The sequence below is a fragment of the Streptomyces sp. NPDC001532 genome (assembly GCF_040298625.1).
In the GTDB taxonomy this organism is placed as follows: domain Bacteria; phylum Actinomycetota; class Actinomycetes; order Streptomycetales; family Streptomycetaceae; genus Streptomyces.
Genome location: NZ_JBEPAL010000003.1, coordinates 1 through 25,888 on the forward strand (window position 1 = coordinate 1; position 25,888 = coordinate 25,888).

The following is a 25,888-nucleotide window of genomic DNA, read 5'->3' on the forward strand; positions in this document are numbered from 1 at the left end:
TTGCGCCTCCCCCCGGGGGGCCCGTGGGCCCGCTCCCCCCCCCCCACCCACTCGGGGGGCGCCCGGAGATCTCCGGGCGCCCCCTTCGTCGTAGGTGGGAGGTCGTCGTGAGCGTGAGGTCGTCGTGTGCGTGGGGCTCGGCTCAGATCCGGACCTCGACCGTGCGGGCCAGCCGGTCGTGGAGGCCGCGGCCGTCGCGGTCCCAGACCAGGGCGGGGACGGCGAGGCAGAGCAGGACCGTGCGCAGCAGGGCGCGGCCGGGGTGGACGGTGCCGGTGTCCAGGGCGGCCACGCGCAGGCCGAGCAGGCGCTTGCCGGGGGTGAAGCCGACGGTGCCGACGGTCAGCAGACTCGTCACGAAGAACACCAGCAGGGTCCAGTTGCCGGTGGCCTGCTGCTGGTAGCCGTCGGTGATCAAACTGTATGCGATCAAGAAGCACAGGCCCCAGTCCACGGCCAGTGCCCCGAGCCGCCGTCCCGGACCGGCCAGGGAGCCCGGCCCGTCCTCCGGCAGACCCAGCTGCTCGCCCCGGTATCCGAAGTCCGCACCGGCGTCCTCCATGGCCGCGCGCGGGCCGGAGAGCCATGATCCGATTGCTTGCCTCTTGTCCACCCGTACACGGTACTGCGCCCGTATATGACCGGGGGACGGCGGGGTGTTTTCGGACTACGGTGGAACCGAGCCGGTTAACTTGTGCGAAACAAATGGGTCACGCCGGAGAAATCACGCCTCCCTAGGGTCGAGGCAGCGTGTGCCACCGCACTGGCCGCACGAACGATCTACCACCCCGGCGGGATGGTCGGGAGTAGGAGGAGCTGGATGTTCCAGAACGCCGACGAGGCCAAGAAGTTCATCGCGGACGAGGACGTCAAGTTCGTCGACGTCCGCTTCTGCGACCTGCCGGGCGTCATGCAGCACTTCACGATTCCGGCTGCGGCGTTCGACCCGGACGAGGAGCTGGCCTTCGACGGATCCTCGATCCGCGGCTTCCAGGCCATCCACGAGTCCGACATGGCGCTGCGCGCCGACCTCTCCACCGCCCGCGTGGACCCGTTCCGCCGGGACAAGACGGTCAACATCAACTTCTTCATCCACGACCCGATCACCGGTGAGCAGTACTCCCGTGACCCGCGGAACGTGGCGAAGAAGGCCGAGGCCTACCTGGCCTCCACCGGCATCGCCGACACCGCGTTCTTCGGCCCCGAGGCCGAGTTCTACGTGTTCGACAGCGTGCGCTTCAAGACGTCCGAGAACGAGTCCTTCTACCACATCGACTCCGAGGCGGGCGCCTGGAACACCGGCGCGCTGGAGGACAACCGCGGCTACAAGGTCCGCTACAAGGGCGGCTACTTCCCGGCCCCGCCGGTCGACCACTTCGCCGACCTGCGCGCCGAGATCTCCCTGGAGCTGGAGCGCTCCGGCCTCCAGGTCGAGCGCCAGCACCACGAGGTGGGCACCGCCGGCCAGGCGGAGATCAACTACAAGTTCAACACGCTGCTCGCCGCCGCCGACGACCTCCAGCTCTTCAAGTACATCGTGAAGAACGTGGCCTGGCGCAACGGCAAGACCGCGACCTTCATGCCGAAGCCGATCTTCGGCGACAACGGCTCGGGCATGCACGTCCACCAGTCGCTGTGGAGCAACGGCGACCCGCTGTTCTACGACGAGCAGGGCTACGCCGGTCTGTCCGACACCGCCCGCTACTACATCGGCGGCATCCTCAAGCACGCGCCGTCGCTGCTGGCCTTCACCAACCCGACGGTGAACTCGTACCACCGCCTGGTGCCGGGCTTCGAGGCCCCGGTGAACCTCGTCTACTCGCAGCGCAACCGCTCCGCCGCGATGCGTATCCCGATCACGGGCTCGAACCCGAAGGCCAAGCGCGTCGAGTTCCGCGCGCCCGACGCCTCCGGCAACCCGTACCTCGCCTTCTCGGCGCTGCTCCTCGCGGGCCTGGACGGCATCAAGAACAAGATCGAGCCGGCCGAGCCGATCGACAAGGACCTGTACGAGCTGGCTCCCGAGGAGCACGCGAACGTCGCCCAGGTCCCGACCTCCCTCGGCGCGGTCCTGGACCGCCTGGAGGCCGACCACGAGTTCCTGCTCCAGGGTGACGTGTTCACCCCGGACCTGATCGAGACGTGGATCGACTACAAGCGCGCGAACGAGATCGCGCCGCTCCAGCTGCGTCCGCACCCGCACGAGTTCGAGCTCTACTTCGACGTGTAAGCCTTTCACCCCGGCTGACCTGCGGCGCAGTCGTCACTGGGCGCTCGTGTTCCGGCCCTGTTCCGTCCGGGCAGTGAGCACGGCGTCGACGGCGGAACGGGTGGACTCGTCGGAGTCCGGCCAGAGGTGCCCGTAGACGTCCAGGGTCGTCTTCGCGGAGGCGTGACGCAGCCGCGCCTGGACGACCTTGACATCGCAGCCGTTCGCGATCAGCAGGCTCGCGAAGTAGTGCCTCAGATCGTGAAAACGAAAGCCCGTGGGCAGGTCCTTGACCTGGCCACGGGCTTTCCTCATGGCACGTTCCAGCGCCCAAGGGGAGAGCTGCTCTCCGTCCTCACCCGTGAGCAGCGTCTCGGCCCGCCAGGTGGAGACCTGCGCGGACAGCAGCGTGGCGAGCGACCTGGGCACGGGGATGGACGTCTTAGAGACCTCCGTCTTCAGCTCCACACTCGGGTACTGGACGGCCGGATGCACGACGCCGCGCAGAAAGTCGACATCAGACACCCGGAGCGGAGACACGCAGCCCGGCGAACGCCCCGAGCAGGACAGCGGCCCGCATGCGCTCCGGGAACGCGTCGTACAGGGCCCAGACCTGCGCTGTGGTCGCCACGTAGGGCCGCTGGGCACCCTGGCCCGGTGAGGTACGCCGCGAGCACGGGGACTTCGCCAGCAGGCCGTCATGCACCGCGTCGCCCATGATCTGGGACAGCCGCCGGTGGCAGGCATAGACGTACGACGCGCTCAGCCCCTCCTCACGCATCCGCGCACACCACGCCCTGGCCTGGGACGGCCGCACCGCCCCGAGCGGCATCCCGCCGAACTCCTTGTTGATACGGCGGATGTGAACCCTGGCCTGCCGGACTGTCGACGGCCTGCGGGTGGCGTACCCGGTGAGCCATGTTTCGCACCACTGCTCGACCGTTGTCCGGGCCGCCGATCCGTGGATGTAGGTGCCCTGAGCGATGTCGGTTTTGCGAAACCGGAACTCGCTTGAGGGTGACTGTCTCCGGAACGAGGCCGAGCAAAACCACGCGCATTCACGGAGACAGTCATGACCATCAGTTTTCCCGCGCTCGAAGCCAAGAAGGCCGAGCTGAAGCAGATATTCGAAGAGGCCGGTCCGGACATGAAGATGGACCGCGTCACCTCCATCAAGGGCAGCGCCGCCGAGAAGGTCGCCCACATCCGCCGTCTCATGGACGAACTCGAAGACCTCAAGGCCGTCCAGAAGACCGCCGAGGGCGGCGGCCTCTATGGCGAGTCCGGCGATGGAGCCCGTCTCGACCCGCGCTCGTACGCGGGCGGGGCAAGCGGCCTCAAGGGCGCCCAGGTCCTCACCAAGGGCCAGAAGATGGGCGACTGGCTCAAGGCCAACGGGCACAGCGACCCGCAGACCGAGGGCCTCAACTTCGACAAGTACATGCGCGGCCTGGTGACCGGCGACTGGAAGGACGCCGAGCGCGAGCGCAAGGCCATGAGCGAAGGCACGCTGACGGCAGGCGGACACACCGTGCCCACGCCGCTCGCTTCGAGCTTCATCGACCTGGTCCGCAACAAGATGGTGGTGGCGCAGGCCGGAGCGACGTTCGTGCCCATGACGACGCAGACGCTCAAGGTCCCGAGGCTGACCGGTGAGGGAACTCCGGGCTGGCGCAACGAGAACGCGCTCATCACCGATGTGGACCTGACCTTCGACGCCGTCACCTTCACGGCCCGCAGCCTGGCCCGGCTGGTCAAGCTGTCGCGGGAACTGTTCGAGGACTCCTCCCCGGCAGCCGGCGACATCATCGCCCACAGCTTCGCCCAGCAGCTCGCCCTCGAACTCGACCGCGTGGCGCTGCGCGGAACCGGCACGGCACCCGAGCCGAGGGGTGTGCTCAACCAGAGCGGCATCACCACCACCACGCATGGCGCGAACGGTGCCGCCATCACGAACTACGACTTCTGGCTGGACTCCGTGGGCACGGTGCGGAACAACAACTTCGAGCCCAACGCCCAGATCCAGGCACCCCGCTCGGAGACGTCGCTGTCCAAGCTGAAGGAGGCGACCACCAACGCCTACCTGATCCCCCCGGCCGCGCTGGCGACCATCCCCCGGCTCAACACCAAGCAGATCCCGATCAACCTCACGGTGGGCACCTCCACCGACTGCTCGGAGCTGTACACCGCGCAGTGGAACCAGCTCGGGATCGGCATCAGGACCGGCATCGAGCTGGAGTTCCTCAAGGAGCGGTACGCGGACAACCTTCAGATCGGTGTGCTGGCCCACCTCCGGGCGGACATCCAGCTGTTCCACCCGGAAGCGTTCGTTGTGGACACGGGAGTGAGGGGCTGACCATGGGCGGATTCGAAGTCCTGCGTGACTGTGCACGGCACAACGCCGCAGAGCAGGAGAAGGCGCTCGAAGAGATGGCGGATGGTATCCAGGACCTGGGCGAGCAGGGCCGTCGCCGCCAGAAGGGCGGACGGCGGGAACGCATCCCGGTCCACATGTGGCGGGCGCTCAAGCCCTCGGACGCAAACGGAAACTGAAGATGCTTCCGGTCCCTCGCTTCAGAACTCGGGGGACCGGAAGACGCCGCGCCAACCTCACCCGGCCTTGTCGAACCGGGGGCGCAGGCATCAGACCCCGGCCCCTTCTGCCGCTTCGCCATCTTCTCGGCAGAGGAGCCGGGGTCAATGCACGCCGCGCTGAGGCCCTGGTGGCACCGCCCTGGTGTTCCGCTACCGGTGAGGTGGTGGCAGGCCCCCAGTGTGGCGTACAGGCCCCACCCTCCCTGGCCCTGGTGCCCTGCCCCGGTGCAGTACCCACACCTGTGCCATGCACTGCGCCACCACTCACACACGTGATGATGATCGACAAACAAACTCATCATCATCGATTCAGCATCAACACAACATCAACTGAATCAGTGAAGCAACGAACGTAATCAATCTACCGAGTGACGCGAGCGAGAGATGGCAGGCGTCACCCATGGCCCCGATGCGTGCATCCCATACACGTGAGCCCTGCAAGCGCCACGAATGAAGCTCGCAGAAGAGAAACTCGACGAAGCGAAAGCCGAATCGCAAGAGTGAAGCACCACTCGTGACCAACTCCGACGGCATGTCTTCCGAAGGTCTTGGGAGCCGAGAGGATCGAACTCGGAACCAATGGTTCCCATCTTCCACACTCAGTGCATGAAAACGTGCTCGGCTAAGTGTTTGCTGCACGACCGGAGGGGATTCACGCCAATAAAGTGCACCCCCGGCCAACCTAGGGGGGCGGGTGTCCCCATGGATCAAATTGACTTCGCGACCCCGCCGCCATCGTTTCGCCTCTCTCTGAGGGGTCGGGGGTAAATCGATCTTGGAAAGAGGCTCAAATGCCTAGTCTGACCTGCGAATCTTGTGGGCGCCCCTTTTATCAGCACACCGGCCGACCGGCGAAACGCTGCAAGGACTGCCGCAGTAGCCGGTACGGCCCCGAGCATCGCAGGCTGGTCGAGCAGACCCGCGACGCCGCGTACGGGAACCCGTGTGCCCGCTGCGGCAAGACGATGCACCCAGGAGAATCGATCGACCTGGACCACGCCGACGACGGCAGCGGCTACCTGGGCTGGGCGCACGCGTCCTGCAATCGTCGGCAGGGTGCGATCAACGGCAACCGCGCCCGCGCCGCCGCCTACCGGCGCACGAAGGGCCTTCCGGACCCGCCGCAGCGGGATGCCGGGCAGCCCTCAAGTGCAGTCCTCTGTAGTCAAGTTGAGAATGTCTGCCCGCCCGTCGTCGGCTCGCTGCATCTGATCCCTGGATGGGACGGCGAGGAGGGTCGGTGATCACGAGCGGGTTCCGTCGTCATCCAGGACCGTTTGAGCATCTACTGAGAAACTTGCCATCTCCTGACTCAGCTTCTCTTGGACCTCCTGGGCTTGAGCCCAGTCGTCACTCGCGACTTCAGAGTCTTCGGTTCTAATATGCGCCTCTATGAGTGCCAGAGACATAATTAGGCGCAAGGCGTATACGCTTATTACTGACGCTCTCCTACTGATATGTTCCGGCCCGGCCAGCATTACTTTTGTGGCGATTTCGCTAATCGTTTCGCTGAAGGGGGCTAGTTCTTGCAGGTTAGGCCGCAGTGAAGGGTGTCGCGCGATTAGGTCCATGGGTGTGGATGTTTTCCTAAGTAATGCGCCAACGCTATTTATGAACTCCTCGTAGACAGCCTGCCTTGCATCGCGTCGCTGTCGGCGGTGCTCCGCTCGCGCTGCGATCCTCGCCTGTTCGCGCGTCGACCATCCCGTGGCGAATGCCGCCCCCGTCGTCGCCGCAGCTCCCGCCAATGCCCCCAGCACTGCGGCCAACCCTGCATCCATGCAGGAGAGTTTGACAGGTCAACCTAGGGAGTCGAGAGCCTTCCTGATGCACTCTCTCGCCTCGCGCCCGTGCACGGCGATCCGGGACAGCTCGGCGAACGCCTTCAGGTAGGTGCGAATCTCTCCGGGGGCCGTGATGTTGACCTCCGCCGTCAGCGTCTCAACGGCCACCTGGGCCTCGTCGAAGGCGTAGAAGGCTTCCAGCGGCCAAACGGTGCGGTGGGCCGTGAAGGGAATGATCCCAAGGGACACGTTCGGCCGGGACATGATCTCCAGCAGGTACCGGAGCTGCGCGGCCATCGAGGGCTCGGCGCACACCCGGTAGTAGAGCACCGCCTCTTCCAGCAGCAGGGCGAACCGATGGTTGCCCTCGTGGACGACGCGGGACCGGTTCAGCCGGGCCTGCACGGCGTCGTCCACGTCGTCGGGGGTGCCCTGGAAGTCCGTGATGGCCCTCAGAAGCCCGGCCGCGTAGTCAGCGGTCTGGAGCATGCCGGGAACCACGTTCGAGGCGTAGACGCGGAAGTGAGCCGTCCGCTCGTACAGCGGGATGGTCTTCTCGTGGACGCGCCGCATGCCGTCCCGGTGGATCTGCCGCCACTGGACGTACATGGACTCGGCGGTGCGGGAGGCGGCGATCAGATCCGCCGCTTGGTCCTCGGCGCCACAAACCCGGCACCACGCCCGTATGTCAGCGTCCGACGGGGCGGTCTTGGCATTCGCGATGCGCGACGCTTTCGACTTGTGCCAGCCGCACCGCGTTGCCAGTTCAAGCCCACTGAGCCCGGCGTCCCTCCTGATCTCGTCCAGGCGGGTAGCGATGGCCGCACGGGCGGCCTGGGCGGTGGAAAGCGGAGACGTGGGCATGAACTGGCGTACCGGCTTCTCAGATGACGTACTTCTCGTGCGGGATGGCTCGCTCCCAGACGGCCTCGAACGCGGTTGAGCACAACTGGGCGACCGCCGGCTGGTCGGTCTGATCGGTGTGCACCCAACGCCCCTCGCCATCAAAGACGTTGAACTGAACGATGCGACCGTCGAAGAGCCAGAAGTCGTTCCCCGGAAGTGCGAGGTCCGAAGCCTGTCGCCTGGGAAGCCAACGGACCTCCTCGCCCGCCGCGACGTTGGTGAACGTGAACGAGTGTTCGTAGCGGATGTACTCGCTCTGCGGCTCGCCGACGATCCGGGCTCGGCGCATGACGACACCCTTGGCGGTGACCTTCTGAACCAGGTCGAGCCACGGGCGCCACCACGACTCGCGGTTCTCCGGGTCGAGCCGGTGCCCGCGCCTCCACGCCGCGAACCCCTCGTCCTCATCGGAGATCGCGTACACGTCGCGAGTCTCAAGGTGCACGGCGGAGTGCTCCACAGACCGGATCAGGTCCGCAAAACTACTCAGGCTTTGCGCCATCAAGTGCCTCCCTCAGCAGCGGGATCATGCGCTGCGGTAGCCGGATCACTCCCTCATGATCGGGGAGCGGGCTGTCCTGGACGGTCCGCGCGACCGTCTCGGCGTCGGCCCTGATGCCCTGGAGGACGAGATCGTGTGTCTTCTCGTCCACCCATACGGCCGGGCAGCCGTGATCCCCGGACTCCGGATCTTTGCCGACGAACCGTAGCTGCATTGCCTCTCCCTACGTCGAGCCGGTTGCTGCCGGTTGCAGGGTGAGCCTCACGGCGCCGTGACATGGCCGTCAAGGTCACCCCAGGGCGCGTGCAACCGCGTGCAACTTCGTGGACCGGCCTGTTCACAGCTCCCTACGGTCGTACCCGGAGTCACGCAGAGTCGGGGAGCATCCATGTCCACGAGACACAAGACCACCCAGGAACCGCCCGTAGAGCTTCCGATCGGATTGGACGCCTGGCTGCTCGACTGCGCCCCGGTCGCCGACTGCGCACGCTGCCAGTCCGAGTGGCGCCAGCTCAACACGTGCAAGAAGCGGGGAGACATCGCCCAGGCTGCCAGACACGCCACGGCGATCCGCGACCACGCCGGAGGCGGTCACTCGTGACGATGGACATGCAGACGTACCGGGACGGCCGCAAGCAGGCCGAGGACGCGGCGGACGCCATCCGGCAGGCCCTGGCCGCCCTCGGCCTCCCGGAGCGCGTCTGGGGCGGCATCCGGCCCATGGTGACCCACAGCGGCAGCCCGTACGTGCATCTCGGCATGATCCGAGCGGACGCCGTCGAGAAGATCACCGAAGCCATCCGGGTTCCGGCCGAGGCCGTTGAGTAGGGCCACCCTGGCCTGCCTTCGGCGGTGCGGCGGCGCCATGACCGCCACCCCTGCCGGGCGGCTCGTGCGCTGGGCGTGCGGCCGGTGCGGGTGGATCGTCTGGAGCTGAGGCGGTCCACTACTTGACGACGATGTCGAACTGCGCGTTGCCCGGTTCATCCTCGAACTGGAAGGTGCCCGAGATGTTCGGGACCTGGAGTACTTCCGTCGCCCGAATGTGCTCGCCGGGACGCGGCTCCGGTGTGCTGGAGAACGGGTCGTAGGGGATCAGTTCGGGGTCGGTAGGGCCAGCCACGAAGACGGGACTGTCGGCCTCCCCGTCGCTGCCGGACCAGCGCGGACTCTCCAGCCAGTGCGTGTTCCACTCGCCGGTCGTGCCGAGGTTCTTGACCTGCATGGAGTAGACCACGAACTGCTGGCCCGGATCAGGTTTCGAATCGCCGATGGCGGTGGTTCGCTCTACCGCCAGCAAGGTGATCTCAGCAGGTCCGTCCTCGGTCGTGACGGTGATCTTTTGCCCGGCTCTCAGCTCACGCGGTGTCTGTGGTGGCGCCGTCGTCTGCGGTGTGCTCGGCGGGGGCGACACCCCCTCCACCCCGGTCAGTGTGGGCGACGGTGCTGCGTCATTGCCACCGTCCCCGCAGGCTGCGGCGCCACCGGCGACGAGAGCGACCACAACGGCGACGCTGGCGGTCCAGTGCTTCATGACGATCTTCTTCTCGAATCGCCCCCCTGCCTGCGTCCATCATGCATCCGCTCCCCCCGTGGCGCTGAGCCCTGGGGCTTCGGTCAGCCGAGGGTGCGGCGCAGGACATCTGCCAGCGGCATGCCCGCCTTCCCGGCGCAGAACCAACCGATGGTCTCCAGCGCATCCGCCACCAACTCCCCGTTCGTGAAGTGCTGCCGAAGATCGCGCACGCGCTGTTCGTCGTCGCCCCGGCTGGCCGCGAGCACGGCCATCGCGGTCAGGGCGCGGTCGGTTTCGGGGCTGATGGTGCGGGTCATGTGGATCACTTCTTTGCGGGGTTCGTTGGCCTACGCCCAGGCGAGGGGCTTCAACTACGGAAGCCACGTTCAGATCTTGCGGTTCGGATGAGGGGCGCTCAAGGCGCCACCAGAGGCTGAACGGGTGAGAGGTCACCCCGGCACTCACCGGCCGTACTGCTGCCCAGACCCGAAGGTCGTGCGTGCCCTCTGTTCCGCCCCTGTTCCGTGGGACCTTGGAAAGAGGCGCGAACAGATGCGAAGCGATGAGAAGGGAACGCGCTGGTCAGGCACCCTCTTGCGTAGAGGCGCCCAGGTGGGAGCCTTCCCCTGTCGAGTTCGAGCTGTACTTCGACGTGTGACATCGCCCCAGGCCAGAGCGGGCAACCGCTCCCCTGGACCGTCTCTGGGCCGTCGGCCGGTCCTCCCAGCGCGGGAGGGCCGGCCGTCGGCTTCTCGGTTCCTGATCCGTAGCTCCGGAGAGATCGGCCGGGGCGGTGATTCGTTCCCCGACGGCGCTGGCCACAGCGGCACCGGTCCAGGGCGATGGACGCTGTCGTGTCCGGCCCAGAGATCGCCAGGCAGCGAATCCTATTTACTCCTCAAGTGGAGTCGAGAAGAAGAATTTATCGACTAATAGGGTGCGAAATTAGATGCGTAGAGTAATTGATCAATAAGCCCTTTCTCTGGTTTTCACCTTCGTAAGGTCACTCGTTTGCCGCGCGCCCTGAAGGGGCGGAGCCGCGTTATCGGAATATGACGACAGCAAGGACCCGCGGCCTTCCTCGAGGCAACGCGACGACGGATAATATTTCTGCGGTCCGCGGCCTGACAATGGGTAAGTACACTTTCCAGCCTGGTGCGGAATGCGTGGTGCTGACGGTACGGCCCACGGGGACCGGGGGTGACGCGCAGTCCGAACGTCAGGTCACCGAGCCACTGCTTCGCGAGTTCCTCGCCCTGCTGGAGGAACTCCAGGAGGGACTCAATTCACGATGGAACGGCCCGGAGAACTCCGGCCGCCGCGTACAGCATGACGGGTCGCATTTTCGTGAATCATGACTATGTCGATCCTGCCTTTGGGCAGCGTGAGTACTACTACGACGCGTACTCCTACGGGCCGCGTACCGGCTGGAACGGGGCACATGCCGACAGCGTGCACTCAGGAGTTCCCCTGACTGCACCCGACGCCGACTGGGACCCCGCCGAGGAACTTACCTATCTCCTGCAGGAGGCTGTTTCGGCGGAGCAGACAGCCAAGATCCCGCCACCTCGCAGCGAGCCCGCATCCGGCGTCGGCTTCACCGACCCAATGGAGAGCCTGGCGCAGATCACCGCTCAACTGCCGCCCACCCGACGCTCCTCCGCCGGGCACCGGAAGCTCCACGTCCGAAGAGCCCGGCTCAAGTGGTTGCAGACTGGCAGCTACGTCATCGTCGCGCTCGTTGCCGTCATCGTGGCGATGGTCAGCGTCTTCGGCGGCATGGTGGCCTACAGGCCTCTGCAGAACATCACCTCCGGGACGGGAGGCGCCGTGGCCCCGTCGTGGCCTCTTCTCGTGTACGGCCCCTGGATGGTGGCCTCTCTCTCCATCCTCCGGACTGCCCTGCACCGGCGCCGAGCCGTGCACTCGTGGTTCATCGTTCTGCTGTTCTCCTCCGTCGCGATGATGCTGTGCGTGGCTCAGGCAGACAGAACCGTCACCGGTGTCGCCGGAGCGTGCCTGCCGGCCCTCGCCTCCCTTGCGTGCTTCCAGCAGCTCATCCGGCAGATCACGCTGACTCGGCCACCGCGACAGGGCACGCGGCGCCGCCGCCGCTAGCGGCATGGTCCTCGGTGCACGAGGTGCCCGGTTTCTTTCCCCGGGCACCTGCTGCCTCAAGGCCTCGATGGCGGCCATGGCCGCGGTCGCCCCCTGGACCACCACGCGACGTGAAGTGCAGCAGCTCCAGGCGGGGGCGCCGCCGTATGGTGGTTTGTACGGCTGTTCGACAGCTGTACGGCTGTACGGCTGTACGGCTGTACGGCTGTACGGCTGTACGGCCAGGATCGCGGGGAGACGGGATGTCCGAGCGGGACGACGAGGACCGGGAGTTCGACCTCCGCTGGGCCGACCGCGCCGAGCACAAGGAGCCCTCGGCCCGGGCCCGTATGCTCGCCGCCCGCTGGAGACACGACCCGCCCGGCCCGGTCCCCTTCCGTCCCGACCCCGGCCCGAGAACCCCGCGCCGCTCGTCCTGGCGCTCGACGGTGATCGTGCTGGGCTGCGTGGCCGCGCTGATCCTGCTGCTGGGGTGGGCGGGCACGCGCGGGACGTACTGAGCGCGCCCGGTCCGAGGCGGCCCGCCGCTCCCGTCGTCCGGGTGCACACTGGCAGGAGGACGGGGGCCGGACCGCGAGGTGATGGGTCATGCGGAGCCGCTTTCGCAGGGACCGGCGGCTGACCGTGCGGATGACGGTCACGCTGTTCCTGCTCGGGTTGTTGTACGTGGGGTTCGTCGCCGCGCTGATCGTGCTGCTGAAGTCGTGGGTGCTGGTCGTGGTGGTCGCGGCGGCGCTGCTGGGCGCGCAGTACTGGTTCTCCGACCGGATCGCGCTGTACGCGATGCGGGGGCGGATCGTGGCGCGGGAGGAGTATCCGGAGCTGCACGCCGTGGTCGACCGGCTGTGCGCGCTGGCGGACATGCCGAAACCGGTGGTCGCCGTCTCCGTGATGGAGATGCCGAACGCGTTCGCGACCGGGCGCAACGCCGACAACGCCGTGGTCTGTGTGACCACCGGGCTGCTGCGGCGGCTGGAGCCGGCCGAGCTGGAGGGCGTGCTCGCGCACGAGCTGTCGCATGTGGCGCACAAGGACGTCGCGGTGATCACCGTGGCCTCGTTCCTCGGGGTGATCGCCGGTCTGATCGTGCGGTTCGCGTTCTACTCGCAGCTGTTCGGCGGGGGCCGGCGGGACCAGAACACCGCGGTCCTCTTCGCCACGGTGATGGGTGTGTCCGCGGCCGTGTACGCGATCAGCTTCCTGCTGATCCGGGCGCTGTCGCGGTACCGGGAGCTGGCGGCCGACCGCGCCGCCGCGCTGCTCACCGGCCGGCCCTCGGCGCTGGCGTCGGCGCTGACCAAGGTGACCGGGGACATCGCCCGGATCCCGACCCGGGACCTGCGTACGGCCCAGGCCTTCAACGCCTTCTACTTCACCCCGGCGCTCGGCCGGGAGCCCGGGGTGGCCCGGCTGTTCTCCACCCACCCGACCCTCGGGCAGCGGCTGGAGCAGCTGGGCCGGATCTCCGGTGAGCTGGGTGAGGCCGCGGCGCCTGGGAAGGCGGGGTGAGCATGCGGCTGCTGGACATCCTGCTCGGCCGGAGCCGGCCGGTCGCCGCCGATCTCGACCGGCTGTTCGCGCTGCCGTCGGCGGCGGTGACCCTGGAGGCCGCCGCCGCCTTCACCCCCACCGGCCGGGGCGCGGTGTGCTTCGCCACGGTCGAGGGCGCCGCGTTCGAGCAGACGCATCGCGAGGTGCGGGCGCTGCTGGACGCGGACACCGACCGCACCGGGCCGCCGGTGGAGCTGGAGCAGGACAGGTACGGCTACTCCTGGCTGGTCTCCCGCCGCTCCCCCGACGAACTGCCGTTGCTGGTCAACGATCTGCACGCGGTGAACAGCGCGATGGAGGTCAACGGCTTCGGCCCGCAGCTGCTGTGCTCGCTGGCCGGTTTCCGCGACCCGGAGGGGCGCGGGCTGGCGCTGGTCTACCTCTACAAGCGCGGCACCTTCTACCCGTTCGCGCCGCTGCCCGGCGTGGCGCAGCGGCGCGACAACGCGCTGGAGCTGGAGCTGCGGGCGGCGCTCGCCGGCGATCTGCGGATCGAGGAGGACCTGAGCCGGTGGTTCCCGGTGTGGGGCGCCCCCGGTCTGTGACCGGGGGCCGAGAGCAGCGGGGCTGCGGCTCCGGCTCCGCGGGTCACCCGCTCTTCTCGCGCTCCTGACGGCGGGCCTCCAGGGGGCGCTCGCGGCGGTAGCGGCGCTCCCACTTGGCCTGCTGGTCACGGCGGTCGCGGTACGCCTGGTACGTGGTGGGCGCGGGCCCCGGTCCCGTGGGGGGCGGGGGCGTCGCGTCGCGCCCGTACCGGACGTACAGGAAGAGCAGGGCGACGGCGGCGAGCCAGTACACGTGGTTCCCGAAGCCCAGGACGGCCAGGACGGCCGCCCCGGAAAGCACGATGGTGCCCATGACAGGCCTCCCTTCCTGGGACGTGGGGTGGGGATGTTCCGAGGGTGCCCTGGGCGCACGCAGCGGCGCATCCCCTTTTCCCGGCCGCGCCGCTTCGTTCTTCCTCCGACTGCGCCATGGTCACGGTCGCTATAAAGTCGGTCGAAATGCAACAAAACGAACACAAGGGGTGCCCGGTATGAGCAATCTCTTCGTCGTCGCCTACAACGACCTCGCCACCGCCAACGAGGTGCGCGACAAGCTGTTCGAGCTGTCCAAGCAGCATCTGGTCGAGCTGGAGGACGCGGTGGTCGTCGAGCGGCGCGACGACGGCAGGATCAAGCTGCACCAGGCCGTCAACCACACCGCGGTGGGCGCGGCCGGCGGTGCCGTGTGGGGCGGCGTGATCGGTCTGCTCTTCCTGGCCCCGCTGCTCGGCGCGGCGGTGGGCGCGGCGGCCGGCGCGGCCGGTGGCGCGGTCACCGACACCGGTATCAACGACAGCTTCATGAAGGAGCTGAGCCAGAACCTCCGTCCGGGCGCCGCCGCGCTGTTCGTGCTGGTCAAGCACGCCGCCCAGGACAAGGTGATCCCGCAGATCGCCGCGTTCGGCGGTGAGCTGGTGCAGACCTCGCTCGGCCAGGCCGAGGAGGACCACCTGCGCGAGGCGCTCGCCGCGGCCGCCACGCCGAAGCCGGCGAACGCCTCCCCCGCGGTCTGACCGGCCGCCGCCGGAAGATCCAGGTCCACGGCGGTGACGGCGCCGTCCCGGCGCGGTCACCGCCGTATCGCTGCCGTCACCGCCGTATCGCTGCCGTCACCGCCGTATCGCTGCCGTCACCGCCGTACCGCTGTCGTGCGTTCCGCTCGCCCTCAGACCTCGGGCGCCGCCGTGACCACGCCCGCGGCGACGGCCGCCCCGAGCGTGGTGTGGTCGGCGGTGGTCTGGTCGGCGTAGCGCAGGGCGAAGTCGGCGACCGCGCGGTCGAAGGTGTCGGCGCCGCCGAGGTAGGCGGCGATGGCGATGCGGTCGCCGGAGCGGGCGTGCGCGCGGGCCAGGGCGGTGCCGCACAGCCCCGCGTAGGCGCGCAGCTCGGCGGGGCTCATCCCGGCGACGTCCGCGGAGCCCTTCATGTCGCGCAGCCGGCGCCAGTAGTAGGCGCGGCCCTGGGGGCCGGACATCCAGCCGAGGAAGATGTCGCCGGCGGCCTGGAGCAGCCGCTGCCCGGCGACGACCCGGTGGCCGGGATGGTCGTAGGGGCCGCTGGGCAGATGGTCCTCCAGGACGGACTTGCGGGCCTCCTTGATCTGGAGGAACAGCGGGTCGTCGGCGTCGCGGCCGATGAGCAGCACGATGAAGCAGCGGGTGCCGACGCTGCCGACACCGACCACCTTGCGGGCCGCGTCGACGAAGCGGTAGCGGTCCAGGAGCAGGCGGCGCTCCTCGGTGAGGGTCGAGCGGTAGTCGCTGAAGATCTTGCGCAGGGCGGCCGTGTCGGGGGCGCCGGCCGGTTCCAGCAGCGGTGGGTCGTGGATGATGCGGCGCCGGCCGTCGACGACCTCGGTCAGCTTGTCGAGGGCCTGGAGGCTGGTGCGGCGGCGGGCGCGGGTGAGGCTGGCCTCGACCCGGCGGCGGCGCCGTGCGGAGCGGACCAGCGGCAGCAGCCGGTCGGCCTCGATCCGCTCGTACCAGACGTCCAGTTCGCCCATCGTGGCCAGCCGGCGCATCGCGGCACGGTACGCGGCCGCCGTCTCCAGGGCCGCCCGGTGCGCCTTGTCGTCGCTGTGCCCGTTCTCCCGGGCGGCGACGGCCGTGCTGGCGGCGAGCCGCTTGACGTCCCACTCGAAGGGGCCGGGGAAGGTCTCGTCGAAGTCGTTGAGGTCGAACAGCAGGGTGCGTTCCGGGGAGGCGTACAGGCCGAAGTTGAGCAGATGGGCGTCGCCGCACAGCTGCACCGTCAGGCCGGTGTGCGGCTGGGAGGCGAGATCGGCGGCCATCACGGCGGCGGCGCCGCGCAGGAAGGCGAACGGCGAGGCGGCCATCCGCCCGTACCGGATCGGCAGCAGCTCCGGCAGCCGGTCCCGGCCCTGCCGCTCCAGTACGCCGACGGGATCCTGCCGGTCGACGGGCGCGAGCCAGCCGGCGTGCGCGGTACGGGGGACGCGCTTGCGGGCCGCCTTGCCCCGCTCGGCCCGCTCGACGGGCCCGGCGGATCCCCCGGGGACGCCGCTGGTCATGGGGTGCGGGCCGGTGGCCGTATGCGGTGGTAGCCCTCGCCGTCGCGCTGCATCGCACCTCCCGGGGTCGCCGCCTCCTGTTGGCAGTGAAATGCGGCGACGGGGCCGGCGCATGCCCAGTACGGCGATCGGGTGAACGGGGGTGAGGGGTGGGGGCGGGGGCTGGGGGGCGGGTGGGCCCCGGTTGTCAGAGGGGTGCGTCAGGATGCGGGGCAGGTGTGGACCGGACGTGGAGGTCGGGATGAGTGGTGGTGTGCGGCGGATCGGCGGGGCGGAGCGGCGGGTTCGGCTGGGGGTGCGGCACCGGCTGGCGCGCGAGGCGCGGGCGGGGAGCCCGGAGGAGGTCGCCGCCCGCATGGTGGCCCTGCACGGTACGGACCCGGCGACGGTGTACCTGGCGGTCGGGGCGCGGCTCGCGGAGCCGGGGAAGACGGTGCCGGAGACCGAGCGGGCGCTGTACGCGGACAGGTCCCTGGTCCGGATGCACGGCATGCGGCACACCGTGTTCGTGTTCCCGGCGGAGCTGACCGCCGTCGTGCACGCCTCGACGGGCGTCGCCGTCGCCGCGCGGGAGCGGGCCGCGCTGGTGAAGGACATGGCGGCGGCGGGGGCGCCGGACGCCCGCTGGCTGGCCGAGGTGGAGGCCTCGGTGCTGGCCGTGCTGGCGCGGCGCGGGGAGGCGACGGCGGCGGAGCTGGCGGCCGACGAGCCGCGGCTGCGGGAGCAGTTCACGTACGCGGCCGGGAAGAGCTACGAGGGGGTGCACACCGTCTCGACCCGGCTGCTGCGGGTGCTGGGCGTGGAGGGCAAGGTGGTGCGGGGACGGCCGCTGGGTTCCTGGACGTCGAGCCAGTTCCGCTGGGCTCTCGCCCCGGCCCACCCCGAGCTGGACGTGGCCGCCGCCCAGGCGGACCTGCTGCGCCGCTGGCTCGTCGTCTGCGGACCGGCCACCGAGGCCGACCTCAAGTGGTGGACCGGGTGGCGGGTGACCGAGGTGCGCCGGGCGCTGGCGGCGATCGACGCGCGCGAGGTCGGGCTGGACGAGGGCACGGGGTACGTCCTCGCGGGCGACGAGGACCCGGCGCCGGCCCCCGCGGCACCCTGGGCGGCCCTGCTGCCCGCCCTCGACCCGACCGCCATGGGCTGGCAGCAGCGGGACTGGTTCCTCGCGCCCGAGCTGCGCCCGTCCCTGTTCGACCGCAGCGGCAACGTGGGGCCGACGGTGTGGTGGGACGGGCGGGTGGTGGGCGGCTGGGCCCAGCGGCCCGACGGGGAGATCACCTGGCGCGTCCTCGACGGCACGGGCGTGGACCGCGAGGCCGAGGCGGCGATCGCCGCGGAGGCGGAGCGGTTGACGGAGTGGCTGGGTGCGACCCGGGTCACGCCGCGCTTCCGGACACCGCTGGAGCGGGAGTTGACGCGCTGACCGGCGTCTGTGAACCCCATGACGCCGGGCGGCGCGCCCGGCGTCACGGTCGGCCTCGCGGGTCGGTTCAGCGGCAGTACTTCATCAGGGCCCGGACCATGTGGCAGGTCGTGTCCGACGGAGGGTGGACGCCGATGAGCTCGGCGGTGTCGCGGATCGTCTCGTTCGGGGCCTGGTTGGCCACGAACACGCCGGAGTCGAGCAGCGCTATGGCCAGGCGCATGGCCTTGAGCCGGCGGTTGTGCGAGACGTACCACTCGCGCGGCCGTCCCGGCGGCAGCGGCCGCTTCGCCACGGGGGCGTACGGCAGGTCGAGCTGGACGGCACGGCGGGCGGTGGACTGGGTGGGCAACGGCTTCGGCTTGAGTGCGGCAGCGGGCACAGGCATCCTCCTGTCGCGGTCAGGGAACCGCCCGGAAGGCCTCCGGCGATTCCCTCGAACACTGCTTCAATTCTACCGTCCCCCACTGACAATGGGGGGCCCGCGAACGCCCTCAAAGTCCCAGGTGGGATGGAGAATTGGCGGTGTTTCAGGATGGGCGGACGAGGCTCACGGGACAACCGCAGAATTCGAACAACACCCTTCGGGCGTACCGTGTCCCGCATGGAGATCTGGATCAACCCCGCGTGCTCGAAGTGCCGCAGCGCCCTCACGCTGCTCGACGCCGAGGGCGCCGACTACACCGTCCGCCGCTACCTGGAGGACGTGCCGACCGAGGACGAGATCCGCGCGGTGCTCGACCGCCTCGGCCTCGAACCGTGGGACATCACCCGCACCCAGGAGCCGGCCGCCAAGGAGCTGGGCCTGAAGGAGTGGCCGCGGGACGCCGCCGCGCGCGACCGCTGGGTGACGGCGCTGGCCGAGCACCCGAAGCTGATCCAGCGCCCCATCATCACCGCGGACGACGGCACCGCCGTGGTCGCCCGCACCGACGAGGCCGTACGGGACGCGTTGTCCCGGTAGCGGCCGTTCCCACCGGTTTGTCGGGCGGTGCGAGTCGAGGCGCCTCGCGCTGTTACCCTCCGCCGCCATGACCTTCGGTGATCAAGGAACGCCGTACGGGCAGCCGTACGGACACCCCGGAACCGTCCCCGGGCAGCCCGCGCCCGACCCGTACACGCAGTGGGTGGTGGAGCGGGAGCGCATACGAAGACGCCGCCGCACCCGCCTGGCGGTGGCCGGCGCCACCGGTGTCGTGCTGCTCGCCGCCCTCGCCGCCGGGACCGTGATGTACACCGGCGGGAGCGACGGCGGGACGGCCGCCGCCCCGCACTCCCCCACCGCCACCGCCTCTCCCGTCTCCGGCGGCCCGAAGGCCCCCTCCGTCACCGTCTCCCTCCCGCCCGATGCCCCGTCCGCGCTGCCCTCCCTGCTGGCCCGTCCGGTCGTACGGCCCGAGCAGGCGTTCCCGGCGACCGCCGTACGGCTGCGGAACGGCTCCCGCTACGAACGCGTCGACCTGGCCACCACCCCCGACTGCGCCCAGGGGACGTCCCCGGAGCTGGCCGCGCTGATCGAGCAGGGCGAGGGCTGCGTCCGGCTGACGGCGGCCCTGTTCACCGATGTCGAGCGGCGCTCCCAGGTGACGGTGAGCGTGCTGAGCTTCCGCCGGGTGGAGGACGCCTCGTCGGTGTTCGCGATGGCCTCCATGGACCCGGTGACCTATCAGACGGTCTCGCTCGACCCGCCGCCCGCGGCGGGCATGCCGACGGTGCCGCCGGGTGCGGCGGGGGTGTTCCGGCGGGTGATGACGGTCCGCTCGGTGGTGTTCGCCAACGGCCAGTGGGGCGACGGCGCGGAGACGGAGGAGGCGGAGATCACCCGGCAGACCGAGGAGCTGCTCCAGTACGCCGCCGACAACGTGGTGGCGTACGAGGAGGGGTGACCGGCACACCGGGACCCCGCCTCCCCCGTGCCGCCCGACTCCCTTGTGACGCAAGCCACTTCGAACCATCCCCGTGACCGCTGAGTAACCTCGTTCGGGATCTCGTACATACCGGCGTACGCTCCACCGACCTCTTCAGGAGGCGCGCATGTCGCGTAGGAGAACGCTCAGTACGAAGAAGAAGATCGCGCTGCTGGTGAGCGCGGCGACGGTGGCCGGGGGCGGTGCCTTCGTCATGGCCAGCACGTCGAACGCCGCGCAGTCGGCGAAGGAGTCGACCGTCTGCCAGGGGCTGGCCACCGCCCTCGGCAACAACCAGCGGTTCATCGCGGAGCAGCGGGCCAGGCCCGACGCGCAGTCGCAGGCGCGGATCGCCAACCGTGAGGCGGTCCTCGCCGAGATCCAGCGCAAGCAGGAGGCCTCCGGGTGCGTGGTGGGCGAGGCTGTCGGGGGGCCGGCTCAGGGCTCCCAGACCGCACAGGCCTCCCAGCCCGCAGAGGCCGGACAGCCGTCCCAGCCCGCGGAGGCCGGACAGCCGTCCCAGCCGGCGCAGGAGGCGCAGCCGTCGCAGCCCGCGCAGGCGGCCGGTGAGCAGGTCTGCAACGGCTCCACGGTCACCCTGTCCGGCGAGGGCGGCGCCCCGGCCGCGTCCAGCAACCAGTTCCCGGCCGGCACCAAGCTGAAGGTGACCAACCTGGACAACAACAAGTCCACGACGGTGGAGGTCACCTCGGTCTCCGGGAGCTGCGTCCTGCTGAACAACGCGGCCTTCGAGCAGGTCCGGGAGCCCGGGAAGTTCCTGATCCGCCGGGCGGTGATCGAGAAGGTGGGGTGAGACGACTCGGCGGTCGAGGCAACCGCTGAGCCGACGCGGCACCGCCGAGCCGACGCGGCGCCTCCGGATGGGGACGGAGGTGTCGGCTTCGCGGAAGGGAAGCCGGCGCGGGCCGCGGCGGCGCCGGCGGGGCGCGCCGGAGCGGGTACGCCGCCTTGTACCGGGCGAGGCACGGCCGGGTACAGGAGGAACAGGCGGCGTACCCGCACAACCGGCGCGTCGGCGACCGCGCGAGCGGACGGCCACCACTCCACCCCGGCCCCGGCGCGGCCCAATCCCATCGCATACGAGTCGGCCCCGGCGCGCCCTCGCCGCCGCGTCTGCGGATGCGAATGCCGCGTTCGTGCCGGGCCTCCCGCCGCGACGCGGCCTCACAGCGTGAAGCGCGCCACAGAACGACCAGGTAACACGGGGTTCACATTCGGGCAATGATCGGGAAATCGCCTGTTGACAGGCTCGCGGGCAACAGCGCGGCGCCCCAGTGCCGCAGCGCCGCAGCACCCGCAATCGCGCCCAGACCCACCCCAGAAGGATGTGGCCCGTGACCTTCAAGGCTGAGTACATCTGGATCGACGGCACCCAGCCGACGGCCAAGCTCCGCTCCAAGACCAAGATCATCGCGGGTGCGCCCGCCGGTCTGGACGCGCTTCCGATCTGGGGCTTCGACGGGTCCTCCACGAACCAGGCCGAGGGCCACTCCTCGGACCGTGTCCTCAAGCCGGTCTTCACCTGCCCGGACCCGATCCGCGGCGGCGACGACATCCTCGTGCTGTGCGAGGTCCTGAACATCGACATGACGCCGCACGAGTCCAACACCCGTGCCGCGCTCGCCGAGGTCGAGGCCAAGTTCGGCGCCCAGGAGCCGATCTTCGGCATCGAGCAGGAGTACACCTTCTTCGACGGCTCCCGCCCGCTCGGTTTCCCCGAGGGCGGCTTCCCCGCCCCGCAGGGCGGCTACTACTGCGGTGTCGGCGCGGACGAGATCTTCGGCCGTGACATCGTCGAGAAGCACCTGGACAACTGCCTGAAGGCGGGCCTGGGCATCTCCGGCATCAACGCCGAGGTCATGCCGGGCCAGTGGGAGTTCCAGGTCGGCCCGCTCGCCCCGCTGGAGGTCTCCGACCAGCTGTGGGTGGCCCGCTGGCTGCTCTACCGCACCGCCGAGGACTTCGGCATCTCCGCGACGCTGGACCCGAAGCCGGTGAAGGGCGACTGGAACGGCGCGGGCGCGCACACCAACTTCTCCACCAAGGCCATGCGCGAGGGCTACGACGCGATCATCACCGCCTGCGAGTCGCTGGGCGAGGGCTCGAAGCCGCTCGACCACGTCAAGAACTACGGCGCCGGCATCGACGACCGCCTGACCGGTCTGCACGAGACCGCCCCGTGGGACGAGTACTCCTACGGCGTCTCCAACCGCGGCGCCTCGGTCCGCATCCCGTGGCAGGTCGAGCAGGACGGCAAGGGCTACATCGAGGACCGCCGTCCGAACGCCAACGTGGACCCGTACGTGGTGACCCGCCTGCTGGTGGACACCTGCTGCTCCGCTCTGGAGAAGGCCGGCCAGGTCTGATCCGCAGGATCCTCGTGACAGGATCCTCGTGACAGGGACCTCGTGACAGGAACCTCGTGACAGGAACCTCGTGAGGGGCGCCCGCCGTCTTGGCGGGCGCCCCTCACGCGTATCGTGCGCCGCCATGGAGGCGATCACGATCGACTGGGCCGGGCTGGAGCACGCCTACGGCTCGGCGGAGGACGTGCCGGAGCTGCTGCGGGCCATGGCGTCCGAGGACGCCGCCGAGCGCGAGCGGGCGCTCGAGGAACTGTTCTCCTCGCTGTGCCACCAGGGAGACGTGTACTCGGCGTCCGCCCACGCGGTGCCGGAACTCGCCCGGCTCGCCCTCGAAGGTCCCGGGCACCGGCTGCAACTGGTGTGGCTGCTCGGCGGGATCGCGGGCGGGGCCGGCCGTCCCGACGAGGTGGCCGCCGCCCAGCGGGCCGTCGCCGTCGCCCTGCCGTCGCTGCTGCGGCTGGCGCACGACGCCGACGTGCGGCTGCGCCGGGCCATGGTGACGCTCGTCGCCGCGTGCGGGCCCGTGCACGCGCTGCCGGTGCTGCCCCTGCTGCGGGCCCGGCTGGCCGAGGAGACCGACCCCGAGGCGCGCGGGGAGCTGGTGACCGCCCTCGGACTGCTCGATCCGGGTGCCGCGACCCGCACGGCACGCGCGCGTGCGCTGCTCGCCGACCCCGAGCCCCGGGTCCGGCTCGCCGCCGCCGAGGACCTGCTGCGCACGGCCGAACCGCCGCTCCCCGGCGACCTGGTCGAGCACGCCGTGACCGCCCACCTCGCCGACCCCCACCACCGCGAGCCGTCCCTGTGGCCATCGCCCTACCGGCCCTTCGACGAGCGGCTGATGGAGGACCCGGAGGCCGCTCTGCGCGCCCTCGCCCTCGGTCTGCCGATCGCCTTCGGCATCGTGGACCACTGGCGGGACCGCGAGACGGACGTGCTGCCGTGGGCGCTGACGGCCACCGGCGCCGACCCGGCGGACCTGCTGCGGCTCGCCCGGCTCGCGTGCGCGCTGCCGGCCGAGGGCCACGCGCGCGTGCGCGAGCACGTCCGCCCGTACACCGCCTCGCCCGACCGCGCGGTGCGGGCCGCCGCCGTGACCGCGCTGGTGCGGGCCCGGGCGCCGGAGGCGGTCGCGGAAGTGGTCCGGCTGGTGGCGGAGGTGCCGGAGGCCGACGGCACCGGCTACGCCGCCGAGGCGCTGGCGGAGGAGTACGGAGCGGCCGCGGAGCCGGTGGCCCGGGCCGTGGCGGACCTGCTGGCCGCCGGGAGGTTCACCGACGCGCTGCCCGGCGCCCTGCTCGGCACGCTCGCCCGCTTCCCCGCGCTCGCCGCCGCGTCGGCGGACCGGCCGGCGCGGCTGCTCGCGCACGGTGTCCACCCGTACGCCGCGATACGGCTGCTCGGCGCGCTGGGGCCGGACGCCGGGAGCGCGGGCGAGCGGGCGCTGCGGGAGGCCGCGGAGGGCGACGGGGAGGGCCTGGCCGGGCCGGCGGCGGTGGCGCACCACCGGGTCACCGGGGACGCCGGGTTCGCGGTCAGCGTGCTGCGGCGGCTGCTCACGGGTGAGCGGCGGGGCCGGGCGGTGCCGTACGCGGGCGAACTGGGGCCCGCCGCAGCCCCGTTGCTGCCGCTGCTGGAGGACCGCCTGGCGCACGGGGCGCCGCCGACGCGGGCCGCCGCGGCGTACGCGGTGTGGCGGATCACCGGGCGGCGCGACGCCGACGTCCTCGGGCCGCTCGCCCGCCAGGCCGTGACGTCGCCGGCCTTCCACCCCGTCCAGCTCACCGCCGTGCGGGCGCTCACCGCCGTCGGGCTGCTGCCCCGGCCCGCGGTGGAACCGCTGCGGCGGGCGGCCGGGTCGGCGCGCCGGGTGGCGCCGGGCGGTGTCTTCGACGACGGGCGCCCGCACGAGGACTACGTCGTGCGCGACGCCGTGCGGCGGCTGCTGGCGACCGCCGAGGTAGTCGGCTGAGGGCGTTGTCGGTGCCGTGTGGCATCGTCGGGGCATGGAGATCGACGGCGGCCTGGCCATCAGGGTCGAGACGGAGAACTGGCAGACGCACCGGCGGATTCCGGCGGCGGCGCTGCGTGAGCTGGTGGAGCGGATCGGCGGTGCCGGGGACCGCTTCCTGATCGTGCAGCGGATACCGGACATCCCGGATGTGTTCGCGCAGGTGTGGCACGAGGAGGGCGGCGGCTACCGCCTGGAGCACCGCGCCGGCGTCGACGCCTTCTTCGGTACGGACCTCGCCGACCGGGACGAGGTGGCCGCGCTGCTGACCGGCTGGGCCCGGCAGGCGGCGGGCTGGGACGCGGGCGTGGCCTGGGAGCCGGTCGACATGGGTCCGCGCGAGGAGGTGCCCGAGCTGCCGGACGAGGTGCGGGCGACGCTCGAGGAGCGCGTCGGCCTGGCCCTGCGCGCCGGCTACGACTCGCGCCGCGAACTGGCCGAACTCGCCGAGGAGTACCTGGTCGAGGGGGACGAGCGGCCGGTGTCCGCCGCCCAGGCACGGCAGTTGGTGGACCGGCTGTGGCTGGAGCGGCTGGCCGAGCAGGAGACCTGGACGGGCGTCACCGACCCCGAGCGCCTCGCCCGCGCCTTCGCGGCGCTGGACGCCGAGGGCATCACCGCCCGGGAGAACTTCACCTGCTGCCGGAGCTGCGGCATGACGGAGATCGGCGCGGAGCGGGAGGACGCGCACGGCTTCGTCTTCTTCCACCGGCAGAGCACCGAGCACGCCGTGCGCGGCGCCGGACTCCCGCTGTACTACGGCGGGTTCGACGACGCGGAGGAGACCACGGCGGCCGTCGGCCGCGAGGTGGTGGCCGCGCTGGCGGCCGCCGGTCTGTCGGCGGACTGGGACGGCTCTCCGAGCCGGTCCATCACCGTCACCGACCTGGACTGGCGCAGACGTCTGGAGGGCTGAGGAGCGGACTCCGGCGTCCCTTCGCTCCCCGCGTTCCGCGCCGACTTGGCCCTCGGAGCGTCCACGCAGTGAGAGAAGGGTCCAGTCCTCGGCGGATGTCTGCTTGAATGGGGCTATGGCCAGCTTCCAGAAGTACTTCGCGACGGGTCGCCATGACCTCGAGCCCTTCTGGCCTTCCCGTCAGCACCACGACTTCGACCGGGTGTGTTGCCGCGCGACGAACGCGCCGGCCCTCTAAAGCCGTACACCCAGGCCTTCGGCCGGCGCGACGACGTACGTCCCCTCCTGACGGACTCCTCGCGCGAAAGAGCTGACCTCTCATGGCGACCACTGGTTCCCTGTCCTCCCGTACCCACTCCCCCGCCACGACCTCCCGGCACCGGCTGCGGGCCGTCGACCGCGACGACGTGATCGACGTGGCCGACTTCCTGCCGCCGGGCGCCACCTGGCTGCCGGCCCCGCAGCACACCCTGCCCGTGCTGCCGGGCCGTCCGCCGATGGTCGGTTACCTGGTGCTGGTCCCGGCCGACCAGCAGCCGCCGTTCCTGCCGGTGGCGGTGCCGGACCAGCAGATCCCGAAGCCGTCGGCCGCGACCGCCGTCCCGGAGGCGGCCGCCGGTCCCACCGCGCCCGAGGCGGCCGACCCCGAGCCCCTGATCCGCATCGACTCCGTGCGCCGGATCGCCGAGGTGGAGGGGGTCGAACTCGACCTCACCTACCTGGAGTTCGAGCTGCTGGCCCATCTGGTCGGCAACCCGCACCGGGTCCACACCCGCGACCAGCTGGTCACCACGGTGTGGGGCTACGGGCACGTGGGCGACGGCCGCACGGTCGACGTGCACATCGCCCGGCTGCGCCGCAAGCTGGGCGCCGAGCACCGGCAGTCCATCCGCACCGTGCGCCGGGTCGGCTACAAGTACACCCCGCCGACGGGCCGCTGACCGACGGGCCGGACGACGGCCCGGCGGACGGCGGTCGTCTGCCC

The 25,888-nt window shown here is 70.5% G+C and carries 30 protein-coding genes; 19 read left to right on the top strand and 11 right to left on the bottom strand.

The features are described 5' to 3' along the window. Positions 1–142 precede the first annotated feature (142 nt). Positions 143–613, bottom strand: coding sequence for an RDD family protein (locus tag ABT232_RS04355; protein WP_351835679.1), 471 nt, complete (start codon positions 611–613; stop codon positions 143–145). Between the two features lie 207 nt (positions 614–820). Between ABT232_RS04355 and glnA the strand changes: the two genes are divergently transcribed. Next, positions 821–2,230 carry a type I glutamate--ammonia ligase gene (glnA, locus tag ABT232_RS04360; RefSeq protein WP_351835682.1) on the top strand — a complete coding sequence of 470 codons (1,410 nt, stop codon included), beginning with the start codon at positions 821–823 and terminating at the stop codon, positions 2,228–2,230. Between the two features lie 33 nt (positions 2,231–2,263). On the opposite strand, the gene ABT232_RS04365 is transcribed toward glnA, so the two are convergent. Both ABT232_RS04365 and ABT232_RS04370 read right to left on the bottom strand, forming a co-directional pair. Continuing rightward, positions 2,264–2,734, bottom strand: coding sequence for a tyrosine-type recombinase/integrase (locus ABT232_RS04365; protein ID WP_351835685.1), 471 nt, complete (start codon positions 2,732–2,734; stop codon positions 2,264–2,266). Then, on the bottom strand, positions 2,727–2,990 hold the full coding sequence (locus tag ABT232_RS04370) for a site-specific integrase (RefSeq protein ID WP_351835688.1): 264 nt from the start codon (positions 2,988–2,990) through the stop codon (positions 2,727–2,729). The genes ABT232_RS04365 and ABT232_RS04370 overlap by 8 nt, the downstream gene beginning before the upstream one ends. 291 nt (positions 2,991–3,281) lie before the next feature. On the opposite strand from ABT232_RS04370, the gene ABT232_RS04375 reads away from it, so the two are divergent. The 3 genes from ABT232_RS04375 (at position 3,282) to ABT232_RS04385 (ending at position 6,048) form a co-directional block, all read left to right on the top strand. Further along, positions 3,282–4,565: a phage major capsid protein gene (locus ABT232_RS04375; RefSeq protein WP_351835691.1), complete on the top strand. Its 1,284-nt coding sequence runs from the start codon at positions 3,282–3,284 to the stop codon at positions 4,563–4,565. 2 nt (positions 4,566–4,567) lie between these two features. Then, positions 4,568–4,762: a hypothetical protein gene (locus ABT232_RS04380; protein ID WP_351835694.1), complete on the top strand. Its 195-nt coding sequence runs from the start codon at positions 4,568–4,570 to the stop codon at positions 4,760–4,762. An 833-nt stretch (positions 4,763–5,595) separates the two neighbouring features. Then, on the top strand, positions 5,596–6,048 hold the full coding sequence (locus ABT232_RS04385) for a hypothetical protein (RefSeq protein WP_351835697.1): 453 nt from the start codon (positions 5,596–5,598) through the stop codon (positions 6,046–6,048). A 555-nt stretch (positions 6,049–6,603) separates the two neighbouring features. Here ABT232_RS04385 and ABT232_RS04390 read toward each other — a convergent pair. Genes ABT232_RS04390 through ABT232_RS04400 form a run of 3 tightly spaced genes read right to left on the bottom strand, consistent with a single transcriptional unit; the run spans position 6,604 to position 8,210 of the window. Further along, entirely contained in the window at positions 6,604–7,452 is an 849-nt protein-coding gene (locus tag ABT232_RS04390) for a helix-turn-helix domain-containing protein (RefSeq protein ID WP_351835700.1), read from the bottom strand. Positions 7,453–7,471: 19 nt separating this feature from the next. Beyond that, positions 7,472–7,996, bottom strand: a complete 525-nt coding sequence (locus ABT232_RS04395; RefSeq protein ID WP_351835703.1) for a DUF6879 family protein — start codon at positions 7,994–7,996, stop codon at positions 7,472–7,474. Then, positions 7,977–8,210 (bottom strand): hypothetical protein, encoded by a 234-nt coding sequence (locus ABT232_RS04400; RefSeq protein WP_351835705.1) that lies wholly within the window; start codon positions 8,208–8,210, stop codon positions 7,977–7,979. The genes ABT232_RS04395 and ABT232_RS04400 overlap by 20 nt, the downstream gene beginning before the upstream one ends. A gap of 174 nt (positions 8,211–8,384) precedes the next feature. Here ABT232_RS04400 and ABT232_RS04405 point away from each other — a divergent pair, with 174 nt between their 5' ends. Beyond that, positions 8,385–8,597 (top strand): hypothetical protein, encoded by a 213-nt coding sequence (locus ABT232_RS04405; RefSeq protein WP_351835707.1) that lies wholly within the window; start codon positions 8,385–8,387, stop codon positions 8,595–8,597. Positions 8,598–8,599: 2 nt separating this feature from the next. After that, the gene (locus ABT232_RS04410) at positions 8,600–8,824 is read left to right on the top strand and encodes a hypothetical protein (protein ID WP_351835710.1); all 225 of its coding nucleotides are present in this window, start codon (positions 8,600–8,602) and stop codon (positions 8,822–8,824) included. Between the two features lie 118 nt (positions 8,825–8,942). Here ABT232_RS04410 and ABT232_RS04415 read toward each other — a convergent pair whose 3' ends face one another. Both ABT232_RS04415 and ABT232_RS04420 read right to left on the bottom strand, forming a co-directional pair. Continuing rightward, positions 8,943–9,530: a hypothetical protein gene (locus ABT232_RS04415; protein ID WP_351835712.1), complete on the bottom strand. Its 588-nt coding sequence runs from the start codon at positions 9,528–9,530 to the stop codon at positions 8,943–8,945. A gap of 83 nt (positions 9,531–9,613) precedes the next feature. Continuing rightward, the gene (locus tag ABT232_RS04420; protein WP_351835714.1) at positions 9,614–9,829 is read right to left on the bottom strand and encodes a hypothetical protein; all 216 of its coding nucleotides are present in this window, start codon (positions 9,827–9,829) and stop codon (positions 9,614–9,616) included. Positions 9,830–10,859: 1,030 nt separating this feature from the next. On the opposite strand from ABT232_RS04420, the gene ABT232_RS04425 reads away from it, so the two are divergent. The 4 genes from ABT232_RS04425 (at position 10,860) to pspAB (ending at position 13,726) form a co-directional block, all read left to right on the top strand. Then, entirely contained in the window at positions 10,860–11,630 is a 771-nt protein-coding gene (locus ABT232_RS04425) for a DUF2637 domain-containing protein (protein WP_351835716.1), read from the top strand. A 242-nt stretch (positions 11,631–11,872) separates the two neighbouring features. Then, positions 11,873–12,130: an SCO2583/SCO2584 N-terminal domain-containing protein gene (locus tag ABT232_RS04430; RefSeq protein ID WP_351835718.1), complete on the top strand. Its 258-nt coding sequence runs from the start codon at positions 11,873–11,875 to the stop codon at positions 12,128–12,130. Between the two features lie 88 nt (positions 12,131–12,218). After that, complete coding sequence (gene htpX, locus ABT232_RS04435; protein WP_351835720.1) at positions 12,219–13,139, top strand: zinc metalloprotease HtpX; 921 nt, start codon at positions 12,219–12,221, stop codon at positions 13,137–13,139. A 2-nt stretch (positions 13,140–13,141) separates the two neighbouring features. Further along, entirely contained in the window at positions 13,142–13,726 is a 585-nt protein-coding gene (pspAB, locus tag ABT232_RS04440; RefSeq protein WP_351835723.1) for a PspA-associated protein PspAB, read from the top strand. Positions 13,727–13,769: 43 nt separating this feature from the next. Here pspAB and ABT232_RS04445 read toward each other — a convergent pair whose 3' ends face one another. Then, positions 13,770–14,039 (bottom strand): hypothetical protein, encoded by a 270-nt coding sequence (locus ABT232_RS04445; protein WP_351835725.1) that lies wholly within the window; start codon positions 14,037–14,039, stop codon positions 13,770–13,772. A gap of 178 nt (positions 14,040–14,217) precedes the next feature. Here ABT232_RS04445 and ABT232_RS04450 point away from each other — a divergent pair, with 178 nt between their 5' ends. After that, the gene (locus ABT232_RS04450; protein WP_351835728.1) at positions 14,218–14,739 is read left to right on the top strand and encodes a DUF1269 domain-containing protein; all 522 of its coding nucleotides are present in this window, start codon (positions 14,218–14,220) and stop codon (positions 14,737–14,739) included. Positions 14,740–14,891: 152 nt separating this feature from the next. On the opposite strand, the gene ABT232_RS04455 is transcribed toward ABT232_RS04450, so the two are convergent. After that, entirely contained in the window at positions 14,892–16,256 is a 1,365-nt protein-coding gene (locus ABT232_RS04455) for a DUF2252 domain-containing protein (protein ID WP_351835731.1), read from the bottom strand. A 241-nt stretch (positions 16,257–16,497) separates the two neighbouring features. Here ABT232_RS04455 and ABT232_RS04460 point away from each other — a divergent pair, with 241 nt between their 5' ends. Next, on the top strand, positions 16,498–17,682 hold the full coding sequence (locus tag ABT232_RS04460; RefSeq protein ID WP_351835734.1) for a winged helix DNA-binding domain-containing protein: 1,185 nt from the start codon (positions 16,498–16,500) through the stop codon (positions 17,680–17,682). 67 nt (positions 17,683–17,749) lie between these two features. On the opposite strand, the gene ABT232_RS04465 is transcribed toward ABT232_RS04460, so the two are convergent. Continuing rightward, positions 17,750–18,064, bottom strand: a complete 315-nt coding sequence (locus ABT232_RS04465) for a hypothetical protein (RefSeq protein WP_351835737.1) — start codon at positions 18,062–18,064, stop codon at positions 17,750–17,752. Positions 18,065–18,286: 222 nt separating this feature from the next. Here ABT232_RS04465 and ABT232_RS04470 point away from each other — a divergent pair, with 222 nt between their 5' ends. From ABT232_RS04470 to ABT232_RS04500, 7 genes are all read left to right on the top strand, one after another. Next, entirely contained in the window at positions 18,287–18,646 is a 360-nt protein-coding gene (locus ABT232_RS04470) for an arsenate reductase family protein (RefSeq protein WP_351835740.1), read from the top strand. Positions 18,647–18,713: 67 nt separating this feature from the next. Further along, positions 18,714–19,568: a hypothetical protein gene (locus ABT232_RS04475; RefSeq protein WP_351835741.1), complete on the top strand. Its 855-nt coding sequence runs from the start codon at positions 18,714–18,716 to the stop codon at positions 19,566–19,568. Positions 19,569–19,716: 148 nt separating this feature from the next. Further along, positions 19,717–20,403, top strand: coding sequence for an SCO2207 family protein (locus tag ABT232_RS04480; protein ID WP_351835744.1), 687 nt, complete (start codon positions 19,717–19,719; stop codon positions 20,401–20,403). A gap of 541 nt (positions 20,404–20,944) precedes the next feature. Beyond that, positions 20,945–21,976 (top strand): glutamine synthetase, encoded by a 1,032-nt coding sequence (gene glnII / locus ABT232_RS04485; RefSeq protein WP_351835747.1) that lies wholly within the window; start codon positions 20,945–20,947, stop codon positions 21,974–21,976. Positions 21,977–22,100: 124 nt separating this feature from the next. Continuing rightward, positions 22,101–23,948, top strand: coding sequence for a hypothetical protein (locus ABT232_RS04490; protein ID WP_351835750.1), 1,848 nt, complete (start codon positions 22,101–22,103; stop codon positions 23,946–23,948). A 34-nt stretch (positions 23,949–23,982) separates the two neighbouring features. Next, the gene (locus ABT232_RS04495) at positions 23,983–24,903 is read left to right on the top strand and encodes a DUF6891 domain-containing protein (RefSeq protein ID WP_351835751.1); all 921 of its coding nucleotides are present in this window, start codon (positions 23,983–23,985) and stop codon (positions 24,901–24,903) included. A 320-nt stretch (positions 24,904–25,223) separates the two neighbouring features. Continuing rightward, positions 25,224–25,844 (top strand): winged helix-turn-helix domain-containing protein, encoded by a 621-nt coding sequence (locus tag ABT232_RS04500; protein ID WP_351835753.1) that lies wholly within the window; start codon positions 25,224–25,226, stop codon positions 25,842–25,844. Positions 25,845–25,888 lie beyond the last annotated feature (44 nt).